Consider the following 25127-nt stretch of genomic DNA (forward strand, 5'->3'; position numbering starts at 1 on the left):
CATGGGTTTTCGTTTGTCGAAGATCTACACCCGAACCGGCGACAAGGGTGAAACGGGCCTGGGCGACGGTCGCCGAGTACCGAAGGATCACCCACGAATCGAAGCCATCGGCGAGGTCGATACGCTCAACAGCCAGCTTGGTGTTTTACTGGCTGGCCTTGCGGCGGAGCCTGCCTTGGCGGAACTGGTCGAGGTGCTTTCACCCTGCCAGCATCGGCTGTTCGATCTGGGGGGCGAGCTGGCGATGCCCAGCTATCAAGCCTTGAATGCTGCGCAAGTCGAGTCACTGGAGGCCGTGATCGATCGCTGGAACGAAGAGCTGGGGCCACTGGAGAATTTCATTCTGCCCGGTGGCTCGACCCTGGTGGCCCAGGCCCATGTCTGCCGCAGCCTGGCGCGTGGTGCTGAGCGACGCTGCCAATCGCTGAACGCCATTGAACCGCTGGCCGGGGTTGGCCTGGCCTACATCAACCGGTTGTCCGACCTGCTGTTCGTAGCGGCCCGACTGATTGCCCGACGCCAGGGCGTGGCCGAGGTGCTGTGGCAGCCTGCGGCCAAACCCTGAGGCACGTTTCAGCGGCGGTCGGGCACTCGTCCCGTGCGGTTACACTTCGGGCCAGAACGCCCGAATCCCTGCAACGCCCTGCGCACCACTCTGCCAGGCCCGCTCACGCTCTGCAGCGCCAACGCCACCGAGCAGGAACACAGGACGGTTGAAGCCCTCGATCAACTGTGTGACCTGCTCCCAACCCAAGGGGGCGGTATCCGGGTGACTCTGCGTCGCCTGCACTGGCGAGAGCGTCACGAAATCTACCCCCATCTGTTCAGCCAACGCCAACTCCTCGGCGTTATGGCAGGAGGCTGCCAGCCAACGATTCTCTGGGAATGGACGACCTTTGCTCGCGTACTTACGCAATTGCGTGGAGGTCAAATGCCAACCGGCAGCCGGGAAATCCCCCAACCACTCCAGCGGTCCCTTGAGCATCAGCTGCGCCTTGCCAGCACAGAGGCCAACGGCATCCACGGCCAGGTCGCGATACTGCGGGTCGTACATATTCGGTGCGCGTAATTGCACCAGCTTGACGCCACCAGCAATAGCCTTCTGCATGCCACGCAGCAATTGCGGCATTTCCAGACCATCCGGGGTGATCAGGTACTCACCCGGTAAACGCGCTGCGGCCACAATCGGCTGATTGGCTGCCGGGAAGTCATACTGCGCCAACTCACGTGGCGCCACCCAGGCCAACGGCTGGCCCTCGGCACCATGGGGTTCGCCAGTGAACGCAGACACCTCCCAGACATCCAGCAGTACCTGTTTGTCGGGGTAGTCGTGCTTGACCTTGATCAGCGGTCGCGCTGCACTGAGGACAATGCCCAGCTCTTCCTGAAGCTCACGGGCCAGCGCAGCCTGCACGGCCTCGCCCTCCTCGACCTTGCCGCCTGGAAACTCCCAAAGACCGCCCTGGTGCTGGCTATCGGCACGCCGAGCAATCAATACCCGGCCGTCGGTACCGCGAATCACGGCGGCTGCTACATGAATACGTTTCACCGTCCACACTCCGCCAATCCGGCTTTCTGCCAGGCCTGGAAGGCTGGCCACTGGTAAATCGTCTCGATGTAGTTGAGCGCTTCGACCGGCAGTTCAACCCGGTAGGTACGCAAGCGAACCGCCACCGGCGCGAAAAACGCGTCGGCCAGGCCAGGCGTACCGAACAGGAAAGGACCACTGGCTTTGGCTGCCGCACGACACTCGGCCCACAAGGCGACGATGCGGTCGATATCGGCCTGGACATCAGCCGGGGTCGAGTCCAACGCCTGGTCACGGCTCAGGTCGAATGGCATGGTCCCGCGCAGGGCGAAGAAACCGCTGTGCATCTGCGCGCAGGCCGAGCGGGCCTGTGCACGCGCCGAGACGTCAGTCGGCCACAGATGGGCATCGGGGTGACGCTCAGCCAGGTACTCGGCGATTGCCAAGGAGTCGGCGATGGTGCCGTGCTCGCACTTGAGCAGCGGTACCTTGCCGGTCGGCGAATGCTCGAGCAGGCGGGCGCGGGTATCAGGCTGGTTGAGTTTGACGAGTTGCTCGGAGTAAGACGCGCCGGTCAGTTCCAGCGCCAGGGCGGCGCGCAATGACCAGGAGGAATAAAGCTTGTCGCCGATGATCAGGTGATAGCTCATGGTTCGGCTCCAGAAGGTTTGGCGATTGTACGGATCCGGTCGCCAACAAGGCAGGCTCGCGCTGGAGCCGGCCTTGTCGGCGGTTCGATCAGCTCCGGTATTCGGCGTTGATCTTCACGTACTCATGGGACAGGTCCGTCGTCCAGATGATCTCGCTGCACTGGCCACGGCCCAGCTCGATGCGAATAGTGATTTCTTCCTGCGCCATGACAGCAGCACCCTGCTCTTCTGTGTAGCTGGCACTGCGACCGCCTTTGCTAGCGATGCAGACACTGCCCAGGTACACATCGATCAGGCTCACATCCAGGTTCGGCACACCGGCACGGCCTACTGCGGCCAGGATGCGGCCCCAGTTCGGGTCGGAGGCGAACAACGCAGTCTTGATCAGCGGCGAATGGGCCACTGCATAAGCGACGTCCAGGCATTCCTGATGATTGCCACCGCCGTTGACCTCAACGGTCACGAACTTGGTCGCACCTTCACCATCGCGAACGATGGCTTTCGCCACTTCCATGCACACCTCGAACACCGCTTGCTTCAGCGCGGCAAACAGCGGGCCGCTGGCTTCGGTGATTTCAGGTACCGCTGCCTTGCCGGTCGCAATCAGCATGCAGCAATCGTTGGTCGAGGTATCGCCATCGATCGTAATACGGTTGAACGACTTGTTGGCGCCGTCCAGCAGCAGGTCCTTGAGCACATTCGGTGCGACCTTGGCATCGGTGGCGATGTAACCCAGCATGGTTGCCATGTTCGGACGGATCATGCCTGCGCCCTTGCTGATGCCCGTCACGGTGACAGTGACGCCATCGTGCTGGAACTGACGGCTCGCGCCCTTGGGCAGGGTGTCGGTGGTCATGATGCCGGTCGCGGCAGAGGCCCAGTTGTTTTCCGACAGGTCGTCCAGGGCGGCCTGCAGGGCCCCTTCAATCTTCTCGACCGGCAGCGGCTCGCCGATGACACCGGTGGAGAATGGCAACACTGCACTGGCTTCGACGCCCGCCAGCTCGGCCAGCTTGGCGCAGGTGCGCTCGGCAGCCGCCAGGCCCTGCGCGCCGGTACCGGCGTTGGCATTGCCTGTATTCGTCAACAGGTAACGCACGGTGCCCTGCACACGTTGCTTGGAGAGGATCACCGGGGCCGCACAGAAGGCGTTCAGGGTGAACACACCTGCCACGCTGGAGCCTTCAGCGCAGCGCATGACCACGACATCCTTGCGCCCTGGGCGCTTGATGCCCGCCGAGGCGATGCCGAGTTCAAAACCTGGGACCGGGTGCAACGTTGGCAAAGGACCAAGACCAACAGCCATGAAAGCGCTCCTAGAAAAAATACACCGTGCTCATTGCAGCGGCGCTTGAGATGGAACAACGCCGCGAAGGCAGGAAGCCTGTCGCGGCGCGGTGTTCAGATATCAGCGTGTTACCCGAGCTGGATCGTCAGTTGATCTGGCCGTGGCAATGCTTGAACTTCTTGCCCGAACCACACCAGCACAGTTCGTTACGCCCCAGTTTCTGTTCGTTGCGCACTGGCGCAGCAGCAACAGCGACTTCGGCGCCGTCTTCCTGTACGTCACTCTGCTCCAGACCGGGTGCAGCATCGTGCTGGAACTGCATGCGCTGAGCCAGCTCCTCCGCCTCGCGGCGCAGGCGTGCTTCTTCTTCGATCGGGTCTTCGCGGCGAACCTGAACGTGCGAGAGCACGCGGATGGTGTCGCGCTTGATCGAGTCCAGCAGTTCCTGGAACAGGTTGAACGACTCGCGCTTGTACTCCTGTTTCGGGTTCTTCTGTGCATAGCCACGCAGATGGATACCATGACGCAGGTGATCCATGGTCGACAGGTGGTCTTTCCACAGGTCGTCCAGTACGCGCAGCAAGATCTGCTTCTCGAAGGTGCGCAGGGCATCGGCACTGGCCTGCTCTTCCTTCTCGTTGTACGCCGCCAGCAGTTCGCTCAGCAGGCGCTCACGCAGGGTTTCTTCATACAGGTGGTCATCTTCGTCGAGCCACTTCTGAATCGGCAGCTTGACGCCGAAATCGCTGGCCAACGCGGCTTCCAGACCGGCCACGTCCCACTGCTCGGGCAGCGACTGTGGCGGAATGTGCTGACTGACGGTGGCATCGAGCACTTCCTGACGGAAATCGGCAATGGTGTCGCCAATATTGTCAGCCGCCAGCAGGCTGTTACGCATGTGGTAGATCACTTTACGCTGCTCGTTGGCAACGTCGTCGAACTCCAGCAATTGCTTACGAATATCGAAGTTTCGCCCTTCGACCTTGCGCTGAGCTTTTTCAATGGCATTGGTCACCATGCGGTGCTCAATCGCCTCACCGGACTGCATGCCCAGCGCTTTCATGAAATTCTTCACCCGATCAGAGGCAAAGATGCGCATCAGGCTGTCTTCCAGCGACAGATAGAAACGGCTGGAGCCCGGGTCACCCTGACGACCGGAACGGCCGCGCAACTGGTTGTCGATACGACGCGACTCGTGACGCTCGGAGGCAATCACGTGCAGGCCACCGGACTCGATAACCTGCTGGTGACGTTTCTGCCAGTCGGCCTTGATCTGGGCAACCTGCTCTGGGGTCGGGTTTTCCATGGCCGCCACTTCGACTTCCCAGTTACCGCCCAGGAGAATGTCAGTACCACGACCAGCCATGTTGGTCGCGATGGTCAATGCACCCGGACGACCGGCCTGGGCAATGATCTCAGCTTCCTTTTCATGGTACTTGGCGTTGAGAACCTTGTGATCGATGCCTTCCTTCTTGAGCAGGTTGGACATGTGCTCGGAGGTTTCAATCGTCGCGGTACCCACCAGAACAGGACGGCCCAGGGCCATGCTTTCCTTGATGTCAGCGATGATCGCGGCGTACTTCTCTTCGGCCGTCAGGTAGACCAGGTCGTTGAAGTCCTTACGCGCCAGCGGTTTGTTCGGCGGGATGACCATAACGTTCAGGTTATAGATCTGCGCGAATTCAAACGCCTCGGTGTCAGCAGTACCGGTCATGCCGGACAGCTTGGTGTAAAGACGGAAGTAGTTCTGGAAGGTGGTCGAAGCCAGGGTCTGGCTCTCGGCCTGGATATTCAGGTTTTCCTTCGCTTCGATCGCCTGGTGCAGGCCTTCGGACAAGCGGCGGCCTGGCATGGTGCGGCCGGTGTGCTCGTCAATCAGCAGGACCTGACCATCCTGAACAATGTACTCGACGTTGCGATGGAACAGCTTGTGCGCACGCAAGCCGGCATAAACGTGGGTCAGCAGGCCCAGGTTGTGCGCCGAATAGAGGCTTTCGCCCTCGGCCAGCAGACCGACCTGGGAGAGCATCTCCTCGATGTACTGGTGGCCAGCTTCGTTGAGCTCGACCTGACGGCTCTTCTCGTCGATGCTGAAGTGACCGGCCTGGGTGACCTGGCCCTCGACTTCCTCGATGTGTTGCTTGAGGCGCGGGATCAACTTGTTGATCTCGATGTACAGCTTGGAGCTGTCTTCTGCCTGGCCGGAGATGATCAGTGGCGTACGCGCTTCGTCGATCAGGATGGAGTCGACTTCGTCGATCACGGCGAAATTCAGCTCACGCTGGAATTTCTCTTCCATGCTGAACGCCATGTTGTCGCGCAGGTAGTCGAAACCGAATTCGTTGTTGGTACCGTAGGTGATATCGGCAGCGTAGGCAGCACGCTTCTCTTCCGGCGGCTGGAACGGTGTAACCACACCGACGGTCAGGCCGAGGAATTCATACAGTGGACGCATCCAGTTGGCATCGCGGCGGGCCAGGTAGTCGTTGACCGTGACCACGTGCACGCCCTTGCCGGACAATGCGTTGAGGTACACGCCCAGGGTTGCGACCAAGGTCTTGCCTTCACCGGTGCGCATTTCTGCGATCATGCCTTCGTGCAAGGTCATGCCACCGATCAACTGCACGTCGAAGTGACGCATCCCCATGACCCGCTTACCCGCCTCGCGAGCGACCGCGAAGGCTTCAGGCAGCAGATTGTCCAGGGTCTCGCCTTTGGCCAGGCGCTCTTTGAACTCGGCGGTCTTGCCGCGTAGTTGCTCATCCGAAAGGGCCACCATCTGCTCTTCGAAGGCATTGACGATCTGTACCGTCTTGAGCATGCGTTTGACTTCACGCTCATTCTTGCTTCCAAAAAGTTTCTTTAACAAAGGCGCAAACATATCGGCAGGATCTTCCACACGTAGGGATGGAGGGCGGCCCCGTGAGTCGCCCGTGCAGCCCTTATGGCCGCATGCGAACGAGCATTCTACCCGGAAACGATGGAGAGGAAAGTGGCGTTGTTTTCCACAGTGCTGGCACAGCGCTTTGACGGGGCCTACTTAAAATAAGGGCTTTTTCGTGAAGTTCAACCCATCGCCACGACAAGATTGCATTTACAGCGCCTCTACAGGGGTCCGGGCAGGGTGATCTGATAAGATACAGGCTCTGTAACCTCAGGTAACCAACCATGGCTTTTCGCCCCCTGACTGCACGCGCGCCAGCCATATTGCTGCGCGAGGCGCGGCCTCTCAAGGCGCTGCTCAACCAGGCTCAACGCCTGGCGCACTTACAGCGCCTGCTGGAAAGCCAGTTGCAGCCTGCAGCTCGAGAACATTGCCATGTCGCCTCCTGGCGAGAAGGAACACTGCTGCTGATTGTCACTGACGGCCACTGGGCGACCCGCCTGCGGTATCAGCAAAAACGCCTGCAACGCCAGCTACAGGGCCTGGAGGCGTTCTACAACCTGAATCGAATCCTGTTCAAGGTGCAGCCCCCCACTGCAGCGCCACGAGCCACCGGGCATCCCATCGACATCTCCAGCCGGGCTGCCGAGAACATTCAGGCGACAGCCGAGGGCATCAGTGATCCGAAGCTACGGGCAGCGCTGGAACGCCTGGCCAGCCATGCCAAGGACAAGGACAAGGACAAGGACAAAGACAAAGACAAAGGCTCCACGCAAGACTGACGGGCGGCACATAAAAAAGGCCACCCGAAGGTGGCCTCAAAAACTAAAGAAGAGAGTGTTCGTACTTACACTGCCGCAACCGGACGCATGTAAGAGATCGGTGCCGTACTGGCATCTTCGAAAGTCACCACTTCCCAAGCATCTTTTTCCTCAATCAGCTTGCGCAGCAGCTGGTTGTTCAGCGCGTGCCCGGACTTAAAGCCACGGAACTCGCCAATCAGGCTGTTGCCCAGCAGGTAGAGATCACCAATGGCGTCGAGGATCTTGTGTTTGACGAACTCGTCTTCGTAGCGAAGACCGTCTTCGTTCAACACGCCTTCCTTGTCGACGACGATGGCGTTTTCCACGCTGCCGCCGAGTGCGAGGTTATGCTTGCGCAGGTACTCGATGTCGCTCATGAACCCGAAGGTACGGGCGCGGCTGACTTCCTTCACAAACGAAGTGCTGGAAAAGTCCACGCTGGCGCTTTGGGTACGGTTGCGGAACACCGGGTGATCGAAATCGATCTCGAAACTCACCTTGAACCCGTCGAACGGCAGGAAAGTAGCGCGCTTGTCGCCGTCTTCCACTGTCACTTCGCGCAGGATGCGGATGAACTTCTTGGCTGCGTCCTGTTCTTCCAGGCCGGCAGATTGAATCAGGAATACAAAGGGCCCAGCGCTACCGTCCATGATCGGCACTTCGGACGCGGAGAGCTCGACGTAGGCGTTATCGATGCCCAGGCCAGCCATGGCCGAGAGCAGATGCTCTACCGTATCTACCTTGGTATCGCCGTTGACCAGCGTCGTCGACATAGTGGTCTCGCCAACGTTTTCCGCGCGGGCAGGGATCTGCACCACGGGGTCGAGGTCGGCGCGGCAAAATACAATGCCGGTATCCACAGGGGCGGGTTTGAGGGTCAGGTAAACCTTTTCCCCGGAGTGCAGGCCGACACCTGTGGCACGGATAATATTCTTCAGGGTGCGTTGTCTAATCATGGCATTGGCCGCTTCAGCGCAAATTGCGAACTGGTATCAACAAAGGCTGGGGATAATAGCAGACCCGGCCTTTGCTGAACACCAATCACCCTTATACCCCTGATAAATTTCATTAATCAGCCTGACGACGCAGGAATGCCGGGATGTCCAGGTAATCCAGATCGTCTTGTGGGTTGAGTTTAGCAGCCGCTGCGGCACCGGCATGTGCCTGATTGCGCATGACAGTCGGGCGCTCCAGATCACGGTAGTTCACCGACGGTTGCTCGGCACGCACTGGCGCAGGTGCAGGGGTCTGCACGGAAGCGGTTTGCATGGTGTTGTCGATAACCTTGACTGGCTTCTCGATTTTCGCACCCAGGCCGGTCGCAACAACGGTGACGTGCAACTCGTCACGCATGTCCGGATCGATAACGGTACCGACCTTGACCATGGCGTGATCAGAAGCGAACGCCTCGATGATGCTACCCACATCGGAGTATTCACCCAGCGACAGGTCAGGACCTGCGGTGATGTTCACCAGGATGCCACGGGCGCCCTGCAGGTTGACGTCTTCGAGCAGTGGGTTGCGAATGGCCGCTTCAGTGGCTTCGCGAGCACGGTTCGGGCCGCTGGCGCAGCCAGTACCCATCATTGCCATGCCCATTTCGCTCATCACGGTACGCACGTCGGCGAAGTCGACGTTGATCATGCCTGGGCGCTTGATGATGTCGGAGATACCGCGAACGGCACCCGCCAGCACGTCATCGGCCTTGGCGAACGCCGACAGCAGGCTGGCGTCCTTACCCAGGATGGTCAGCAGTTTTTCGTTGGGAATGGTGATCAACGAGTCGACGCTGTCCGCCAGTGCGCGAATGCCTTCATCGGCAATCTGCATGCGCTTGCGGCCTTCGAACGGGAATGGCCGGGTAACGACGGCAACGGTGAGGATGCCCAGTTCCTTGGCCACTTCGGCGATGATCGGCGCCGCACCGGTACCGGTACCACCACCCATGCCGGTGGTAATGAACACCATGTTGGTGCCCTGCAGTACTTCAGCGATGCGCTCACGGTCTTCCAGTGCCGCTTGACGACCGACTTCAGGATTGGCACCAGCACCCAGGCCCTTGGTCACGCCGGTACCCAGTTGCAGGATGGTGCGCGCGCCGATGTTTTTCAGCGCCTGAGCATCGGTGTTGGCGCAGATGAACTCGACGCCTTCGATGTTGCTCTTGACCATATGATTGACGGCGTTGCCACCGCCGCCACCGACGCCGATCACTTTAATGACCGGACTTTGCGGGACGTTGTCTACGAGCTCGAACATTTTCCCTCTCCTTACAGTTCTCTAGTTTTTGCGCCTACTACTACTGCTTTGAAACTTTAAAAGTTGCCCTGCACCCAACGCTTCAAGCGTTCCAGCACGGGTGCCTTCGGTTCATCGCCATAGCTGTTGCTGTTGATACCGGTCAGGGTCACGCCGTCGGACTGCTTTTGCAGCCCGTAGGTCAGCAGGCCCACACCAGTGGAATAAATCGGGTTACGGACCACATCGCTCAGGCCGCGAACGCTGTGCGGCACACCCAGGCGTACCGGCATGTGGAAAATCTCTTCCGCCAGCTCTACCGCGCCTTCCATCTTCGAGGTACCGCCGGTCAGGACGATGCCTGCGGGAACCAGATCTTCGTAACCGCTACGACGCAGTTCGGCCTGAATCAGGGTGAACAGTTCGTCGTAACGTGGTTCGACCACTTCAGCCAGCGCCTGACGCGACAGTTCACGCGGAGGGCGATCACCTACGCTCGGCACTTTGATGGTTTCACCAGCGCCCGCCAGTTTGGCCAGGGCGCAGGCATAGCGAATCTTGATTTCTTCGGCGTATTGGGTCGGAGTACGCAGGGCCATCGCGATGTCGTTGGTCACCTGGTCGCCCGCAATCGGGATCACTGCGGTATGACGGATAGCGCCTTCGGTGAAGATGGCGATATCAGTAGTGCCGCCGCCGATATCAACCAGGCACACGCCCAGTTCTTTTTCATCGTCGGTCAGTACCGAATACGCCGACGCCAGCTGTTCGAGAATGATGTCGTCGATTTCCAGGCCGCAGCGACGCACGCACTTCTCGATGTTCTGGGCGGCATTGACCGCACAGGTCACCACGTGGACCTTGGCTTCCAGACGCACGCCAGACATGCCCAGCGGCTCGCGCACGCCTTCCTGGTTATCGATCACATAGTCTTGCGGCAGGGTGTGCAGAACGCGCTGATCGGCAGGGATCGCCACGGCCTGGGCAGCGTCCAGGACGCGCTCAAGGTCGGCGGCGCTGACTTCACGGTCGCGAATGGCAACAATACCGTGGGAGTTCAGGCTGCGAATGTGATTGCCGGCAACGCCAACGAATGCCGAGTGGATGCGGCAGCCGGCCATCAGTTGGGCCTCTTCGACCGCGCGCTGAATCGACTGTACGGTCGACTCGATATTCACGACGACGCCCTTCTTCAGGCCGCGCGATGGATGCGTACCGATCCCGACGATCTCCAGGGTGCCGTCAGCCGCGACTTCGCCCACCAGCGCCACCACCTTGGAGGTGCCGATGTCCAGCCCGACGATCATTTTGCCGCTATGCGCATTTGCCATGGTCCTGCCTCTCTCTAATTCTTCGCAACGGCGGGTTGGGCCGTCGTCGGTGCATTCGGTTCCCGCCAGCCAACGGCCAGGCCGTTGGCATATCGCAGATCAATGCGGGCGATGTTGGTGATCTGCTCTTTGAGTGTCTTGTCGTAAATGGCAATGAAACGGCGCATTTTTTCCACCAAGTGGTCGCGTCCCAGCAGCAGTTCGATACCCGGACCGGCACTGCCGGCACCCGTGGTCAGGAACCAACTGCCACGCTCGCGCAATTCCAGTCGAGCGATCGAGAACCCCATGGGCCGCAACATCTGGTTCAAAATCTGGTACTGCTGCATCACTTGCAACTGCGCCCGCTGCGGCCCGATCAGCTGCGGCAGGTGCTCGTAATTGGCCAGCTCACGCGGGGCAAAGGCCTGCCCCTTGTTGTTGAGCAGTGCATCATCCCCCCAGCGCGCGATCGGTAGCTGTTCCTCCAGGTGGATCACAACTTCATCCGGCCACACCCGGCGGACCTCGGCACGAGCGATCCAGGGCATTTGCTCCAGCTCGGCACGCATGCTCGCCAGGTCTACGGTAAAGAAGCTTGCGGCAACATAAGGCGCAATCCGTTGCTGCACGGCCTGCTGGCTGATGTAACTGAGGTCACCCTGTACGGCAATCTTGGTAATCGGCCGATCGGCATACGGCATCAGGCGCTGTGCACCTTCGTAGGCACCGAAACCGGCGACCACCAGCAGCACAGGCCATAGCAGACGCTTGAAAACGCTGAACCTTGCCTTGGGCAGGCGCGCCGACAGTGGCTCCTTGGCCACCATTCGGCTGGCACCACGCGGCACCGGCTTGCGACCGGTGGCGGGTTGCTGATGACGTAACATCGCGCCTTGCATGGGCTTAACCTCGCGCCTCAACGCTAGCGGCCAGGATTGCCAGCACCAACTGCTGGAAGTCCAGACCGGCTGCGCGAGCCGCCATCGGGACCAGGCTGTGATCAGTCATGCCTGGTGCGGTATTGACTTCAAGCAGCCAGAACCGGCCCTGCTCGTCCTGCATTACATCGACCCGGCCCCAACCTGCGATGCCGATGGCTTCGCAAGCACGGGCAGTGAGGTCGATCAGCTCCTGTTCCTTTGCAGCCTCCAGCCCGCAGGGAATGCGGTACTGGGTATCGTTTGCCAGGTACTTGGCGTCGTAGTCGTAGAACGAGTGCGGTGTGCCCAGGGCGATGGGTGGCAACACCTGGTCGCGCAGCACAGCCACGGTAAACTCCGGGCCCTGAATCCACTGCTCGACCAATACTTGTGCGTCATAACGGGCAGCGTCTTTCCAGGCTGCGATCAGCTCTTCACCGCTGTGTACCTTGGCCATTCCAATGCTCGAGCCCTCATGGGCCGGCTTGACGATCAGCGGAAAGCCTAGTGTCGATGCAGCAGCCACACAGTCAGCTTCGCTGGCCAGCACGGCATGGCGCGGGGTTGGAATACCCAGGCTCTGCCAGACCTGCTTGGTCCGCAGCTTGTCCATGGCCAACGCCGAAGCAAGAATGCCGCTGCCGGTGTAAGGAATGCCCAGGCACTCCAACAGCCCCTGCATGCTGCCGTCTTCACCACCCCGGCCATGGAGAATGATGAACGCGCGGTCGATCTTCTCGCTCTGCAGACGGCTGAGCAGGTCATCACCCACATCAATGGCAACCACGTCGACGCCTGCAGTCTGCAGCGCGTCAATGACTGCCGCTCCCGACTTGAGCGAGACCTCACGCTCAGCGCTTTTGCCGCCATAGAGCACCGCTACCCGGCCGAAATCCTTCGGTGCGATGTGTGAATGCAGTTTCGAATAGTCGTTAACAGTCATTTCGATTTCCCTTCGCTGGCAGCAGCACTCGCGAACAACGGGCTCTTCAACAGTTGCGGGGCCAGGCCACCGATATCACCCGCCCCTTGGCACAGCAGGATGTCGCCGGCACGCAGCAGTGGCTTGACCAGTGGGGCCAGTTCGATGCCACGCTCGATGTAGATCGGGTCGAGCTGCCCACGCTGGCGAATGCTGCGGCAAAGCTGACGGCTGTCGGCGCCGGGGATTGGCTCCTCTCCAGCGGGATAGACTTCCATCAACAGCAGCACGTTGGCATCAGCCAGTACCTGCACGAAATCGTCGTAGAGGTCGCGGGTGCGGCTATAACGGTGCGGCTGGTACACCATCACCAGACGACGCTCCGGCCAACCACCGCGCACGGCCTTGATCACTGCAGCCACTTCGGTCGGGTGGTGACCGTAGTCATCCACCAGCATCACGCTGCCACCGTCCACTGGCAGCTCGCCATAGACCTGGAAGCGTCGACCGACACCCTGGAAGCCCGAAAGCCCCTGGACGATGGCCTCGTCGCTAATGCCCTCATCGGTCGCGATGGCAATGGTTGCCAGGGCGTTGAGCACGTTATGGTTACCCGGCATGTTCACCGACACATCCAGCGGCTCGCGATCACGACGCAGCACGGTGAAGTGGGTCTGCATGCCCGACTGACGAATATTGATTGCCCGCACGTCAGCTTCTTCGCTGACACCGTACGTGACGGTCGGACGCTTGACCTGCGGCAGAATCTCGCGAACCACCGGATCGTCCAGGCACACAACCGCCAGACCATAGAACGGCAGGTTGTGCAGGAACTCGACGAAGGTTTTCTTCAGTTTGTTGAAGTCGCCTTCGTAGGTCGCCATATGGTCGGCGTCGATGTTGGTCACCACAGCCACCAGCGGCTGCAGGTGCAGGAAGCTGGCGTCGCTCTCATCGGCTTCAGCGATCAGGTAGCGGCTGGTACCCAGCTGGGCATTGGTACCGGCTGCATTCAGACGACCACCGATGACAAACGTCGGGTCAAGCCCACCTGCAGCAAACACCGAGGCCAGCAGGCTGGTGGTGGTGGTCTTGCCATGGGTGCCGGCAACGGCAATGCCGTGACGGTAACGCATCAACTCAGCGAGCATCTCGGCACGCGGCACCACCGGAATACGGCGCTCCAGGGCAGTAGCAACTTCCGGGTTGGCCGTATTGATCGCGCTGGAGACCACCAACACATCGGCGCTGGCAGCGTTCTCGGCACGGTGACCGATGAAAATCTCGGCGCCGAACGACAACAGACGCTCGGTGACCGGCGACGCCTTGAGATCAGAACCTGATACCTGATAACCCAGGTTCAACAGTACTTCGGCGATACCGCACATCCCCACACCGCCAATACCGACGAAATGAATACGGCGGATACGGCGCATTTCGGGTTGAGGCATGGCTTTCTGATTCTCAACCATGGGCCACCTCCAGGCAGATATCGACCACGGTGCGGGTGGCAGCAGGCTTGGCCAGGCGCCGTGCGGTGCTGGCCATCGTGTTGAGTTTTTCCGGTTGCATCAGCACCTCGTTCAGGCGTTCAGCGAGCTGCGCTGCGCCAGTTGTCGCTTGCGGCATCAGGAAGGCGGCGCCTTCACGAGCCAGATAATGGGCGTTATGGGTCTGGTGGTCGTCGATCGCGTGGGGCAAGGGCACCAGCAACGAAGGCAGTCCCGCTGCCGCCAGCTCACTGACCGTCAAGGCTCCTGCACGGCAGACCACCAGATCAGCCCAGCCATAGGCTTGGGCCATATCCTTGATAAAGGGCTCTACCTGAGCCTCGACCCCTGCTTCGCGATAACGCTCTGCAGTGATCTGATCATGCTGTTTCCCGGCCTGATGGAACACTTTCGGGCGGATTGGTTCCGCAACCAGTGCCAATGCCTGAGGCAACAATTTGTTCAACGGTTCGGCACCCAGGCTGCCACCCAGCACCAACAGGTGCGGGCGGCGCCCAGCCAACGGTTCACGCACGGTCTCAAGGAACAGTTCGCTGCGCACCGGATTGCCGGTGGTACGACGTTTTTCAGACGCGGCGAAGGTGTCAGGGAACGCTTCGCAGACCCGCGCAGACAGCGGCACCAGCAAACGATTGGCGGTACCTGCTCGCGCGTTCTGCTCGTGAATCACAAGCGGCACGCCACACAGCTTCGCGGCGACACCGCCCGGACCTGTTACATAACCGCCGAAACCCAGTACGCATACGGGCTTGAGCCGACGAATCACCTGGCGCGCCTGCAACACGGCCTTGAGCACCGTGAACGGCGCCTTGAGCAGCGACAGCTTGCTCTTGCCACGCAGGCCACTGACATTGATCAGGTGCAACTGCAGCCCGGCTTGAGGAACCAGTTCATTTTCAATGCCACGCGGCGTTCCCAGCCAATGCACGGTGTAACCGCGCGCCTGGAACTCACGGGCACAGGACAGCGCCGGAAACACATGGCCTCCGGTGCCACCCGCCATGATCAATACGTTCTTGCCGTTAGCGGCCATGATTCGGCTCCTCGGCAAAATCGCTTTCATCGAATTCGTGCTCTTCACTGCCCAGGTGGGTTCGACTCTCCCACTCGATTCGCAGCAGCAACCCCACACAGGCACAGCAAATCACCAGGGAACTACCGCCGTAACTGAGGAACGGCAGTGTCAGGCCCTTGGTCGGCAGCAGGCCGACGTTCACACCGATATTGATCAAGAACTGACCGATCCACAGGAACGCCAGGCCAAACGCCATGTAGGCGGCAAAGAACTGCTTGGCCTTCTCGGCCCACAAACCGATGTACAGCGAACGCACCGTGACAAACAGGAACAACGCCACGGTCGCCAGCGAGCCAACGACGCCCAGTTCTTCAGCCAGCACCGAGAACACGAAGTCGGTATGCGCTTCAGGCAGGTAGAACTGCTTCTGGACGCTGTTGCCCAAGCCGACACCCAGCCATTCGCCACGACCGAACGCAATCAGCGCCTGGGTCAGCTGGTATCCCGAACCGAACTGATCGGACCAGGGGTCGGTGAAGGTGATCAAACGCGCCATCCGGTAAGGCTGAGCCTGTACCAGGACAAACACGGCCCCGACCGCCAACACCACCATCAGGCTGAAGCGAAACAGACCAACACCACCGAGGAACAACATCGCCGCAGCAGCGCCCATCATCACGACGGTGGCACCGAAGTCAGGCTCCATCAGCAACAGGCCGGCCATCGGTAGCAAAACGATGAACGGTTTGAAGAAGCCCATCCAGCTTTCGCGTACCTCTGTCTGGCGTCGCACCAGATACCCGGCGAGGTAGATCACCACGAAAACCTTGGCAATTTCCGACGGCTGCACGTTGAAGAAGCTGAAGCCGATCCAGCGCATCGAACCGTTCACTTCCCGTCCAATACCCGGCACCAGCACCAACACCAGCAGGCCGAACGCCCCCACCAGCATCAGGAAACCCATGCGTTGCCATGTGGCAATCGGCACCATCATGGTCACCACGCCAGCACCCAAGCCCAACAGGACGTACACCAGGTGCCGGAACATGTGGTACAGCGGTGTGCCTGATTGCGCGGCCGCCACTTCCGAAGACGCCGAGGTGATCATCACCAGGCCCAGGCCCAACAGGGCCAGGCAACCGGCAAGCAGCGGGAAGTCCAGGTCGATGCCACGCCCGGTAATCAACGGCGACGGGTAGGGCTTGATGACGCCAAAGATCATGAGAGCCCCTCCACCGCTTGGGCGAACAGGCGCCCACGCTCTTCAAAGTTCTTGAACATGTCGAGGCTGGCGCAGGCTGGAGACAGCAACACGGCATCGCCCGGACGGGCCAACACGGCGCATTGCTGAACAGCTTCGTCGAGCGTCTTGACACGAATCAGCGGCACGCTGTCACCCAGGGCCTGCGCCAACAATTCGGCATCACGCCCCAGCAGCACCACAGCGCGGCAATGGGTGGCCACTGGCGCACGCAGGGCGCTGAAATCGGCGCCTTTACCATCACCGCCAGCCACCAACACCAGCTTGCCGTCGATATCGGCTCCCAGGCCTTTGATAGCGGCCAGTGCCGCACCGACGTTGGTCGCCTTGGAGTCGTCATACCAGTTCACCCCGTCACGCTCACGCAGCCACTGGCAACGGTGAGCAAGGCCGGTAAAGCTGCGCAGGCTGCTCAGCATGGCGTCGAACGGCAGGCCAACAGCATGACCCAGCGCCAGCGCGGCCAGGGCATTGGACTGGTTGTGAGCACCGCGAACCTTCAGTTCACGCGCCGGCATCAGGTTCTGGAATTCGAAGGCCAGGAACTTCTCGCCATTCTCTTCACGCAGACCGAATGCCCTGAAATCAGGCGTATTCAAACCGAAGGTCCAGCAGGTCTGGCCCTCGGTCAGCAGGGGGCGGCTCAGCGCATCCTGGCGGTTGACCACGACCTGACGCGCACCGCGGAAGATCCGGTGCTTGGCCAGGTGGTAGGCCGGCAGGCCGCTGTAGCGGTCCATGTGGTCTTCACTGATGTTCAGTACGGTCGCCACTTCGGCGTTGAGCTGGTCCGTGGTTTCCAGTTGGAAGCTGGACAGCTCCAGGACATACAGTTCGACATCGTCGCTCAGCAGGTCCAGGGCCGGCGTCCCCAGGTTGCCGCCCACTGCCACACGCTTGCCGGCAGCCGCCGCCATCTCCCCGACCAAGGTGGTCACGGTGCTTTTGGCATTGGAGCCGCTGATCGCGACAATTGGCGCCTTGGCATTGCGGGCAAACAGCTCGATATCACCCGACAGTTTCACGCCACGGGCAGCCGCCTGTTGCAAGGCTGGGGTCGCCAGCGCCAACCCCGGGCTGACATACAGCTCATCGGCGCGGCACAGAAAGTCCACATCCAGCTCACCGCAACGTACTTCCACCAGTGGATAGTCGCGTCGCAGCGTTGCCAGCTCCGGCGGGTTCTCGCGCGTATCGGCGACCGCAAACGCAATGCCCCGGCTCGCCAGGAAGCGAACCAGGGACATGCCGCTCTTGCCGAGGCCGACAACAATGCGGAAGTGGTCAGAAGCGATCAGTGACACGCGTGTCTACCTCAGTTTCAGGGTGGCAAGGCCAATCAGCACCAGAATCACGGTAATGATCCAGAAACGGACGATCACACGCGGCTCGGGCCAACCCTTGAGTTCAAAGTGGTGGTGGATAGGCGCCATGCGGAACACACGACGACCGGTCAATTTAAAGGACGCCACCTGGATGACCACCGACAGGGTCTCCATGACGAAGATGCCGCCCATGATGAACAGAACGATTTCCTGGCGGACGATCACGGCAATGGTGCCCAGCGCAGCACCCAGTGCCAGTGCGCCGACATCACCCATGAAGACCTGGGCCGGATAGGTGTTGAACCAGAGGAAGCCCAGGCCCGCACCGATCAATGCGCCACAGAACACGATCAGCTCGCCCGAGCCCGGTACGTAAGGGATAAGCAGGTATTCGGCGAATTTCACGTTACCCGACAGGTAGCAGAAAATGCCCAAGGCACCACCCACCATCACAGTGGGCATGATCGCCAGGCCGTCGAGGCCATCGGTCAGGTTGACCGCGTTGCTCGAACCGACGATCACGAAATAGGTCAGCACCACGAAGCCAATGCCCAGTGGAATGGTGACGTCCTTGAGCATCGGTACGATCAGCGTGGTTTCAACGCTGGTCGGTGCGGTCATGTACAGGAAAATCGCAGCGCCCAGGCCGAACACCGATTGCCAGAAATACTTCCAGCGGCTCGGCAGGCCACGCGAGTTCTTCTCGATCACCTTACGGTAGTCATCCACCCAGCCAATGGCGCCGAACAGCAGCGTGACAATCAGCACGACCCACACATAACGGTTGCTCAGGTCCGCCCAGAGCAGCGTACTGATGGCAATGGCCGACAGGATCAAGGCGCCACCCATGGTCGGGGTGCCGGACTTGGACAGGTGCGATTGCGGGCCGTCATTACGTACTGCCTGACCGATCTGGCGAATCTGCAGTGTACGGATCATCCAGGGCCCCAGGCACAGGGCCAGCGACAACGCGGTCAGCACGCCCAGAATCCCACGCAGGGTCAGGTACTGAAAGACCGCGAAGCCTTTATAGAACTGTTGCAGATACTCGGCCAACAGCAGCAGCATTAATGTTTCTCCCCGCTGGAACCGCACAAGGCCGCCACGACGTTTTCCATCGCAGCGCTGCGCGAACCTTTGATCAAAATGGTGGTATTGCCAGCCTGCTCACCGCGAACGGATTCTATCAGGTCAGCTTGAGTAGCGAAGTGGCGGGCATTTGCACCAAACGCCGCAACAGCGTGAGCCATCATCGGCCCTACGGCGTAGAGTGCCGAAACCTTGTCCTTGGCGTAATCGCCAACCTGCCGATGCCCTTCCTCGGCCCACTGGCCCAATTCGCCGATATCCCCGAGCACCAGAACAGTGCGACCGGAAAAGCCGGCGAGTATATCAACGGCAGCACACATGGAGGTGGGGTTTGCGTTGTAAGTGTCATCGATTACCCGCACGCCATTTGCCGCCATCTGCACCACAGTGCGGCCCTTGACCGGTTGCACGGCGTTCAGGCCGGCGACAATACCGTCAAGTGTCAGACCAAAGGCATAGGCAGCAGCAGCGGCAGCCAAGGCATTGCTGACGTTGTGCGTGCCAAGCAGGTTCAACTGCACCCGCGCAGAACCCAGCGGGCTATGCAGGTCGAACGCCGGGCAGCCGCGCACATCGCGATCAAGCGCACTGGCGTGAAAATCAGCAGCCGCATTGTTCAGTGCAAAGCTGATGACACGATGATCACCTGCGCGCTGCTTCCAGATCGCGAAGGCCTTGTCGTCAAGGTTCAGGATCGCCACACCGTCGTGTCCCAGGCCTTCGAGAATTTCGCCCTTGGCCTCAACGATCTTTTCCGGACCGCCAAATTCGCCGACATGGGCCGTACCGGCATTGTTGATCACGGCGACGTGCGGCTTGGTCAGACCAACGGTGTAGGCGATCTCGCCAATACGCGAAGCCCCCAACTCAATAACCGCGGCCGTGTGCTCCGGCGCCAGCTCCAGCAGCGTCAACGGTGCCCCGAGGTCGTTATTCAGGTTGCCACGGGTAGCCAACACAGGCCCACGGGTACGCAGGATGCTGGCAAGCATCTCTTTCACCGTGGTTTTACCACTGGAACCGGTAATCGCCGCGACAGGCTTGTCGAAGGCGGCACGGTTCAGGGCGCCCAACTGGCCCAATGCAACACGACTGTCGGCCACGATCAGTTGCGGCAGATCAGTGCCCGGCACTTCACGCTCGACCAATGCCGCCACAGCCCCTTTGGCTGCAACGTCATTCAGGTAGTCGTGGCCATCGAAACGCGGACCGGTCAGGGCCACGAACAACTGCCCGGGAGCAATTGCGCGGCTGTCGATGCTGACGCCATTGAAGGTCGCATCGCGACCCTGCACGCGTGCTTGCAACGCTACGGTCAACTCGCTGAGCGACAGTGGCTTAAGCATGAGCAGCCTCCCAGGCAGACAGCGCGCGCTCGGCTTCAACCAGATCGGAGAAGGCATGCCGCTGACCATTGATCTCTTGATAATCCTCGTGACCTTTACCGGCCAGGACGACAACATCATCCGCCGCAACACTGGCGATCAGCTGCGCAATGGCTTCACCGCGCCCGGCAACGAACTCAGCGGCGGTCACATCACTGAAGCCCGCGCGAATATCCGCAAAGATCTGCTGCGGATCTTCGCTACGCGGGTTGTCATCAGTGACCAGCACGCGGTCAGCCAGACGCTCAGCCACCTGCGCCATCAATGGGCGCTTGCCGCGATCACGATCACCACCACAGCCGAACAGGCACACCAACTGCCCCTTGGCGTGTGGACGCAAGGCATCGAGCACCTTTTCCAGGGCGTCCGGTGTGTGCGCGTAATCGACCACGACCAACGGCTGACCGCCGCCGCCCAGGCGCTGCATGCGCCCAACCGGTCCGTCCAGCTCAGGGGTCACCTTGAGAATTTCGTCCAGCGGGTAATCCAGGGCCAGCAACGTGCCAACCGCAGCCAGCATGTTGCTCAGGTTGAAGCGCCCGAGCAGGCGGCTACGCAGGGTGCGCTCCCCCTGAGCAGTCACGATGACGGCGCGCACGCCATCATCGTCGAAGTGTGCTTCACGACAGTAAAGCGAGGCATCGGCATCGTTCAGGCTGTAGCTGATCAGACGCGAGCTACCCTGTTCGGCAGCCAAACGACGACCGAACTCGTCATCAAGGTTGACCACCCGGCACCGCAGATTCGGCCAATCGAACAAGCGCGCCTTGGCTTCTTCATACGCCTGCATGCTGCCGTGGTAATCCAGATGATCACGGGACAGGTTGGTCATTACTGCAATATCGAACGCAAGCGCCGCTACCCGGCCCTGATCCAGAGCGTGGGAGGACACTTCCATGGCCACGGCGCGAGCGCCCTGGCTCTTCAGATCATTAAGTGTGGCCTGTACCGCAATCGGGTCAGGCGTGGTCAAGCGACCACTTTGCAAAGCGCCATAAAAACCGGTACCCAAGGTGCCGATCAGGCCGCAGTGCTGACCCAGTCGGTCCAGCGCCTGGGCCACAAGCTGAGTCACGCTGGTCTTGCCATTGGTCCCGGTAACACCGACCAGATCCAGCAGGCGGCTGGGTTCGCCATAGAAACGCCCGGCAATATCCGACAACTGCGCGGCAAGGCCTTTGACCGGAATCAACGGCACATCCGTCAACGGCAAGACACTGGCACCGTCCACCTCATAGGCAACGGCAGCAGCCCCACGCGCCAGGGCGTCGGCAATGTGCTCGCGCCCGTCGACACGCGTACCCGGCACAGCCAGGAACAAGTCGCCGGGACGCACGTTACGGCTGTCGAGCGTCAGCTCGCGAATCAATGGATCACGGGACGCTTGGGCAAACAGCTTACTCAATGGCATTGTCATTATCCGCGCCCTCCCTTGGCGGGCGCAGCATTGACCTGCTGCGGTGGAATAGGTGCCGGCAGGTTGTCCGGCGGAACGTTCATCAAACGCAGGGTGCCCGACATGACCTTGCTGAACACCGGCGCAGAAACCAGGCCACCGAAGTAGCCGCCTTTGCTCGGCTCGTCGATAACCACCACGATGGCGTAACGCGGATCACTCATTGGCCCGAAGCCTGCAAACAGCGAGCGGTAGGCATTCTCGGTGTAACCTTTGGAACCGATGGTGGCCTTACGGGCCGTACCGCTCTTGCCGCCGACGTGATAGAACGGCACCTGCGCCCGGAATACACCACGCGGCGCTTCGATCACTTGCTGCAGCATGCCCTGGATGGTTTCTGCGGTTTCCTTAGGCACAACCTGGGTTTCTTCAGGTGCCTTGTCGGTCTTGAGGATGCTCAGCGGCACCATCTTGCCGTCGTTGGCCAATGCCGCATACGCGTGCACCAGCTGCAGCGCAGTCACCGACAGGCCATAGCCATAAGACAGCGTGGCAGTCTCGGCCTTGCGCCACTCGCGGTGGTTCGGCAGGTTGCCGACACGCTCACCCGGGAACCCCAGGCCGGTGTACTGGCCCAGGCCCAATTGAGCCATGACGCGATAGATCGACTCACCACCGATATCGAAGGCGATCTTGCTCATGCCGACGTTACTGGAGTTGATCAGGATGCCGGTCAGGTCAAGAATCGGGCCTTCAGTCTTGGACACGTCACGAATGGTGTAACGGCCCAACTGCAGGGTACCGGGGTACACCTCGACCTTGTCAGTCGGCTTCCAGCGCCCACTTTGCAATGCCGCGCTCATCGACAGCGGCTTGACGGTGGAGCCTGGCTCGAACACGTCGATGATGGCCCGGTTGCGCATTGCAGCCGGGAACATGCTGCGACGGTTGTTCGGGTTGTACGTTGGCTGGTTGACCATGGCCAGCACTTCGCCGGTCTTCACGTCCATGATCACCAGGCTGCCGGCCTTGGCTTCTTGCTCGGCAATCGCGTTACGCAACTCACGGGTCGCCAGGTACTGCAAACGTAGGTCAATCGACAACGCCAAGGTCTTCCCTGCCTTGGCGTTCTTGGTTACCTGAATGTCCTTGATCAGCCTGCCACGCCGATCCTTGATCACCTGGCGCCTTCCAGGAACCCCAGCCAGCCAGTCATCGTAGGCCAGCTCAACGCCTTCGCGGCCGTGATCATCAAGGTCGGTAAAACCGACCATGTGCGCGGTTACGTCACCGGCCGGATAGAACCGTCGGAACTCTTCAATGCCGTAGACGCCTGGCATTTTCAGGTCGAGCACAACCTGCCCCTGCTCAGGGGTCAAGCCACGCACCAGATAAATGAACTCTTTGTTGGCCTGCGCTTCAAGACGCTGGCTCAGCTGATTGGGGTCCTGCTTGAGGGCAGCCGCCAGTACTGGCCAACGGTCCTTGCCCGCCTGCATTTCCTTCGGGTTGGCCCACAGCGTGGTAACAGGCGTACTGACCGCCAACGGCTCGCCGTTACGGTCGGTGATAAGGCCGCGGTGTGCGGGAATAGGGATATGTCGCAAGCTGCGCGCGTCGCCCTGCCCTTTGAGGAAGTCACGGTCGACCACCTGCAAATCGACAATCCGCCAGGCAATGGCGCCGACCATCACGGCCAGCAATGCGAGCACCACGCGAAACCGCCAAGGATAAAGTGCGCCTTCAAGCTTCATCATGGCACCACCATCCTTACCTCATCGGCGCCAGGAATACGCATTTTCAGTTGCTCGCTAGCCAGGCTCTCGATCCGGCTATGGGCGGTCCAGGTACTTTGTTCAAGGATCAAGCGACCCCACTCGGCCTGCGCCTTGTCGCGTTCGTTCAGTTCGCCATAGAGCGTGTTAAGCAGCTGACGATTCCAGTGCGCGCTGTAGGACACGGCGATCGCCGAAACGAGCACGCCGATGAACAGCAGAAGCATCAGGAAGCTTCCGCCTGGTAGAGGCTTGGCAAAAAGCTTGCTCACCGCAGCTTCTCCGCAACCCGCATGACCGCACTACGCGAACGCGGGTTAGCCTTGAGCTCGGCATCGGAGGCAAACTGCGCCTTGCCGTGTACCTTGATCTTCGGCTCGAAATGTTTGTGCTGTACAGGCAGGTTGCGCGGCAGGTTGTCGGCCTCACCCTTGACCAGTTTGCGCATGAACAGTTTGACGATCCGGTCTTCCAGGGAGTGGAAACTGATCACCACCAGACGACCGCCGATCTCCAGCATGTCGAGGGCTGCTTCAAGGCCTGCCTCAAGATCGCCCAACTCGTTGTTGACGTGAATACGCAGCCCCTGGAATGCACGGGTTGCCGGGTTCTTGCCCTTCTCCCATGCCGGGTTGGCCACTTTCAAAACCTCAGCAAGGTCTGCTGTGCGAGTGAACGGTTGCACCTGGCGACGCTCAACCACGGCACGGGCCATGCGCTTGGCGAAGCGCTCCTCTCCGTACTCCTTGAACACCCGGGCAATTTCCTCCTCGGGCGCCGTAGCAATGAATTCCGCTGCACTGATACCCCGCGATGGGTCCATGCGCATATCCAGTGGGCCATCGTTCAGAAAGCTGAAACCGCGCTCGGGGTCATCCAGCTGAGGCGAGGAAACCCCCAGGTCGAGCAGCACGCCACTGACCTTGCCGGCCAGGCCACGTTCGGAAACCTCTGCACCCAGCTCGGCAAAACTGCGCTGCACAATAACAAAGCGGCCGTCTTCGGCCGCCAGCGCTTGCCCGGTTGCAATCGCTTGAGGATCTTTATCGAAGCCGAGCAGTCGTCCCTCCGGCCCCAGGTGCCGAAGGATCAAACGGCTGTGACCGCCGCGACCGAACGTGCCGTCCAGGTAGCAGCCATCGGCGCGTATGGCGAGAGCCTCGACGGCTTCGTCAAGCAGCACGGTGATGTGGTTAAAGCCGCTATCTATAGTCACAGGATCAAATCACGTAGTTCATCAGGCATGGCGCCCGGTTGTTGAATGGCGACCAGGTCTGCTGCCGCAACAGCATTCCAGGCATCCTCGTCCCACAATTGGAATTTGTTCAGTTGCCCCACAAGCATTGCCCGCTTGTCGAGCTTGGCGTACTCACGCAAACGCGGAGGCACCAGGAAACGCCCACTGCCATCAAGCTCCAGATCCACCGCATTACCGATCAGCAAACGCTGCAGGCGGCGGTTCTCTTCACGCAATGACGGCAACGCTCGCAACTTGGCTTCAATAACTTCCCACTCGTCGAGCGGGTAGACACACAAACACGGGTCAACAGCATCAATCGTCACGATCAACTGCCCGGAACTGCGCGAATCAAGCTCGTCACGGTACCGGCTCGGCATTGCGAGACGGCCCTTGGCGTCGAGGTTGATAGCGTTTGCTCCGCGAAACACGGCTGCGCTTCCCTAAATGTTTGTTTTTTTGTGCCTGAAAACCCACTTCATGCCACTTTCTGCCACTTGCGCACACTATAGGAATCCGCCCACCACACCGTCAAGGCACCCTTATAGGGAAAACCCTTACAGATCGGAGATTTAGCGCAACATTGG

The 25127-nt window shown here is 60.4% G+C and carries 22 protein-coding genes; 2 read left to right on the forward strand and 20 right to left on the reverse strand.

Translation table 11 applies throughout. From position 1 onward, the window contains the following. The first annotated feature begins 1 nt into the window (after window position 1). Window positions 2-565, forward strand: coding sequence for a cob(I)yrinic acid a,c-diamide adenosyltransferase (locus IE038_RS15290; RefSeq protein ID WP_189395875.1), 564 nt, complete (start codon window positions 2-4; stop codon window positions 563-565). 39 nt (window positions 566-604) lie between these two features. On the opposite strand, the gene IE038_RS15295 is transcribed toward IE038_RS15290, so the two are convergent. The 4 genes from IE038_RS15295 to secA all read right to left on the reverse strand — a co-directional run bounded on the left by IE038_RS15295 (window position 605) and on the right by secA (window position 6347). Then, entirely contained in the window at window positions 605-1549 is a 945-nt protein-coding gene (locus tag IE038_RS15295; RefSeq protein ID WP_163932141.1) for a Nudix family hydrolase, read from the reverse strand. Continuing rightward, entirely contained in the window at window positions 1546-2178 is a 633-nt protein-coding gene (locus IE038_RS15300) for a glutathione S-transferase family protein (protein ID WP_163932138.1), read from the reverse strand. The genes IE038_RS15295 and IE038_RS15300 overlap by 4 nt, the downstream gene beginning before the upstream one ends. Before the next feature lie 88 nt (window positions 2179-2266). Continuing rightward, window positions 2267-3484 carry a bifunctional glutamate N-acetyltransferase/amino-acid acetyltransferase ArgJ gene (gene argJ, locus IE038_RS15305; protein WP_189395876.1) on the reverse strand — a complete coding sequence of 406 codons (1218 nt, stop codon included), beginning with the start codon at window positions 3482-3484 and terminating at the stop codon, window positions 2267-2269. A gap of 127 nt (window positions 3485-3611) precedes the next feature. After that, window positions 3612-6347 carry a preprotein translocase subunit SecA gene (gene secA, locus IE038_RS15310; protein ID WP_163932135.1) on the reverse strand — a complete coding sequence of 912 codons (2736 nt, stop codon included), beginning with the start codon at window positions 6345-6347 and terminating at the stop codon, window positions 3612-3614. Window positions 6348-6634: 287 nt separating this feature from the next. Between secA and IE038_RS15315 the strand changes: the two genes are divergently transcribed. After that, window positions 6635-7132: a DUF721 domain-containing protein gene (locus IE038_RS15315; protein ID WP_163932131.1), complete on the forward strand. Its 498-nt coding sequence runs from the start codon at window positions 6635-6637 to the stop codon at window positions 7130-7132. A gap of 65 nt (window positions 7133-7197) precedes the next feature. Here the strand turns inward: IE038_RS15315 and lpxC are convergent, their stop codons facing one another. The 16 genes from lpxC to mraZ form a co-directional block, all read right to left on the reverse strand. Further along, a complete protein-coding gene (gene lpxC / locus IE038_RS15320) occupies window positions 7198-8109 on the reverse strand; it encodes a UDP-3-O-acyl-N-acetylglucosamine deacetylase (protein ID WP_065758921.1) in 912 nt (303 codons plus the stop codon). 112 nt (window positions 8110-8221) lie between these two features. Next, the gene (ftsZ, locus tag IE038_RS15325; RefSeq protein WP_065758920.1) at window positions 8222-9412 is read right to left on the reverse strand and encodes a cell division protein FtsZ; all 1191 of its coding nucleotides are present in this window, start codon (window positions 9410-9412) and stop codon (window positions 8222-8224) included. 56 nt (window positions 9413-9468) lie between these two features. Then, window positions 9469-10722 carry a cell division protein FtsA gene (ftsA, locus tag IE038_RS15330; protein ID WP_065758919.1) on the reverse strand — a complete coding sequence of 418 codons (1254 nt, stop codon included), beginning with the start codon at window positions 10720-10722 and terminating at the stop codon, window positions 9469-9471. A gap of 14 nt (window positions 10723-10736) precedes the next feature. Further along, window positions 10737-11603, reverse strand: a complete 867-nt coding sequence (locus IE038_RS15335) for a cell division protein FtsQ/DivIB (RefSeq protein WP_065758918.1) — start codon at window positions 11601-11603, stop codon at window positions 10737-10739. Between the two features lie 4 nt (window positions 11604-11607). Beyond that, window positions 11608-12567, reverse strand: a complete 960-nt coding sequence (locus IE038_RS15340) for a D-alanine--D-alanine ligase (protein ID WP_163931843.1) — start codon at window positions 12565-12567, stop codon at window positions 11608-11610. Further along, window positions 12564-14018, reverse strand: a complete 1455-nt coding sequence (gene murC / locus IE038_RS15345) for a UDP-N-acetylmuramate--L-alanine ligase (protein WP_163931846.1) — start codon at window positions 14016-14018, stop codon at window positions 12564-12566. The genes IE038_RS15340 and murC overlap by 4 nt, the downstream gene beginning before the upstream one ends. Beyond that, complete coding sequence (murG, locus tag IE038_RS15350) at window positions 14011-15090, reverse strand: undecaprenyldiphospho-muramoylpentapeptide beta-N-acetylglucosaminyltransferase (protein ID WP_163931849.1); 1080 nt, start codon at window positions 15088-15090, stop codon at window positions 14011-14013. The genes murC and murG overlap by 8 nt, the downstream gene beginning before the upstream one ends. Further along, a complete protein-coding gene (ftsW, locus tag IE038_RS15355; RefSeq protein WP_163931852.1) occupies window positions 15080-16294 on the reverse strand; it encodes a putative lipid II flippase FtsW in 1215 nt (404 codons plus the stop codon). Before ftsW ends, murG begins: the two co-directional genes overlap by 11 nt. Continuing rightward, window positions 16291-17637 carry a UDP-N-acetylmuramoyl-L-alanine--D-glutamate ligase gene (gene murD / locus IE038_RS15360; RefSeq protein WP_163931855.1) on the reverse strand — a complete coding sequence of 449 codons (1347 nt, stop codon included), beginning with the start codon at window positions 17635-17637 and terminating at the stop codon, window positions 16291-16293. The genes ftsW and murD overlap by 4 nt, the downstream gene beginning before the upstream one ends. A 6-nt stretch (window positions 17638-17643) precedes the next feature. After that, window positions 17644-18726, reverse strand: a complete 1083-nt coding sequence (gene mraY / locus IE038_RS15365; RefSeq protein WP_163931858.1) for a phospho-N-acetylmuramoyl-pentapeptide-transferase — start codon at window positions 18724-18726, stop codon at window positions 17644-17646. After that, on the reverse strand, window positions 18726-20093 hold the full coding sequence (locus tag IE038_RS15370; RefSeq protein ID WP_189395877.1) for a UDP-N-acetylmuramoyl-tripeptide--D-alanyl-D-alanine ligase: 1368 nt from the start codon (window positions 20091-20093) through the stop codon (window positions 18726-18728). Before IE038_RS15370 ends, mraY begins: the two co-directional genes overlap by 1 nt. Continuing rightward, on the reverse strand, window positions 20086-21549 hold the full coding sequence (locus tag IE038_RS15375) for a UDP-N-acetylmuramoyl-L-alanyl-D-glutamate--2,6-diaminopimelate ligase (RefSeq protein ID WP_163931861.1): 1464 nt from the start codon (window positions 21547-21549) through the stop codon (window positions 20086-20088). The genes IE038_RS15370 and IE038_RS15375 overlap by 8 nt, the downstream gene beginning before the upstream one ends. Beyond that, window positions 21549-23282: a peptidoglycan D,D-transpeptidase FtsI family protein gene (locus IE038_RS15380; RefSeq protein ID WP_189395909.1), complete on the reverse strand. Its 1734-nt coding sequence runs from the start codon at window positions 23280-23282 to the stop codon at window positions 21549-21551. The genes IE038_RS15375 and IE038_RS15380 overlap by 1 nt, the downstream gene beginning before the upstream one ends. Next, window positions 23282-23575, reverse strand: a complete 294-nt coding sequence (gene ftsL, locus IE038_RS15385) for a cell division protein FtsL (RefSeq protein ID WP_065758908.1) — start codon at window positions 23573-23575, stop codon at window positions 23282-23284. The genes IE038_RS15380 and ftsL overlap by 1 nt, the downstream gene beginning before the upstream one ends. Next, window positions 23572-24519, reverse strand: a complete 948-nt coding sequence (rsmH, locus tag IE038_RS15390; protein WP_163931864.1) for a 16S rRNA (cytosine(1402)-N(4))-methyltransferase RsmH — start codon at window positions 24517-24519, stop codon at window positions 23572-23574. The genes ftsL and rsmH overlap by 4 nt, the downstream gene beginning before the upstream one ends. Continuing rightward, window positions 24516-24971, reverse strand: a complete 456-nt coding sequence (mraZ, locus tag IE038_RS15395) for a division/cell wall cluster transcriptional repressor MraZ (protein ID WP_189395878.1) — start codon at window positions 24969-24971, stop codon at window positions 24516-24518. The genes rsmH and mraZ overlap by 4 nt, the downstream gene beginning before the upstream one ends. Between the last annotated feature and the right edge of the window lie 156 nt (window positions 24972-25127).

This window comes from Pseudomonas laurentiana (genome assembly GCF_014648275.1).
Lineage (GTDB): Bacteria > Pseudomonadota > Gammaproteobacteria > Pseudomonadales > Pseudomonadaceae > Aquipseudomonas > Aquipseudomonas laurentiana.

Coding starts and splice junctions, on each gene's coding strand:
- IE038_RS15290 (WP_189395875.1), top strand. CDS start 2: ATGGGTTTTCGTTTGTCGAAGATCTACACCCGAACCGGCGACAAGGGT.
- IE038_RS15300 (WP_163932138.1), bottom strand. CDS start 2,178: ATGAGCTATCACCTGATCATCGGCGACAAGCTTTATTCCTCCTGGTCA.
- argJ (WP_189395876.1), bottom strand. CDS start 3,484: ATGGCTGTTGGTCTTGGTCCTTTGCCAACGTTGCACCCGGTCCCAGGT.
- secA (WP_163932135.1), bottom strand. CDS start 6,347: ATGTTTGCGCCTTTGTTAAAGAAACTTTTTGGAAGCAAGAATGAGCGT.
- IE038_RS15315 (WP_163932131.1), top strand. CDS start 6,635: ATGGCTTTTCGCCCCCTGACTGCACGCGCGCCAGCCATATTGCTGCGC.
- lpxC (WP_065758921.1), bottom strand. CDS start 8,109: ATGATTAGACAACGCACCCTGAAGAATATTATCCGTGCCACAGGTGTC.
- ftsZ (WP_065758920.1), bottom strand. CDS start 9,412: ATGTTCGAGCTCGTAGACAACGTCCCGCAAAGTCCGGTCATTAAAGTG.
- ftsA (WP_065758919.1), bottom strand. CDS start 10,722: ATGGCAAATGCGCATAGCGGCAAAATGATCGTCGGGCTGGACATCGGC.
- IE038_RS15335 (WP_065758918.1), bottom strand. CDS start 11,603: ATGCAAGGCGCGATGTTACGTCATCAGCAACCCGCCACCGGTCGCAAG.
- IE038_RS15340 (WP_163931843.1), bottom strand. CDS start 12,567: ATGACTGTTAACGACTATTCGAAACTGCATTCACACATCGCACCGAAG.
- murC (WP_163931846.1), bottom strand. CDS start 14,018: ATGGTTGAGAATCAGAAAGCCATGCCTCAACCCGAAATGCGCCGTATC.
- murG (WP_163931849.1), bottom strand. CDS start 15,090: ATGGCCGCTAACGGCAAGAACGTATTGATCATGGCGGGTGGCACCGGA.
- ftsW (WP_163931852.1), bottom strand. CDS start 16,294: ATGATCTTTGGCGTCATCAAGCCCTACCCGTCGCCGTTGATTACCGGG.
- mraY (WP_163931858.1), bottom strand. CDS start 18,726: ATGCTGCTGCTGTTGGCCGAGTATCTGCAACAGTTCTATAAAGGCTTC.
- IE038_RS15370 (WP_189395877.1), bottom strand. CDS start 20,093: ATGCTTAAGCCACTGTCGCTCAGCGAGTTGACCGTAGCGTTGCAAGCA.
- IE038_RS15375 (WP_163931861.1), bottom strand. CDS start 21,549: ATGACAATGCCATTGAGTAAGCTGTTTGCCCAAGCGTCCCGTGATCCA.
- IE038_RS15380 (WP_189395909.1), bottom strand. CDS start 23,282: ATGAAGCTTGAAGGCGCACTTTATCCTTGGCGGTTTCGCGTGGTGCTC.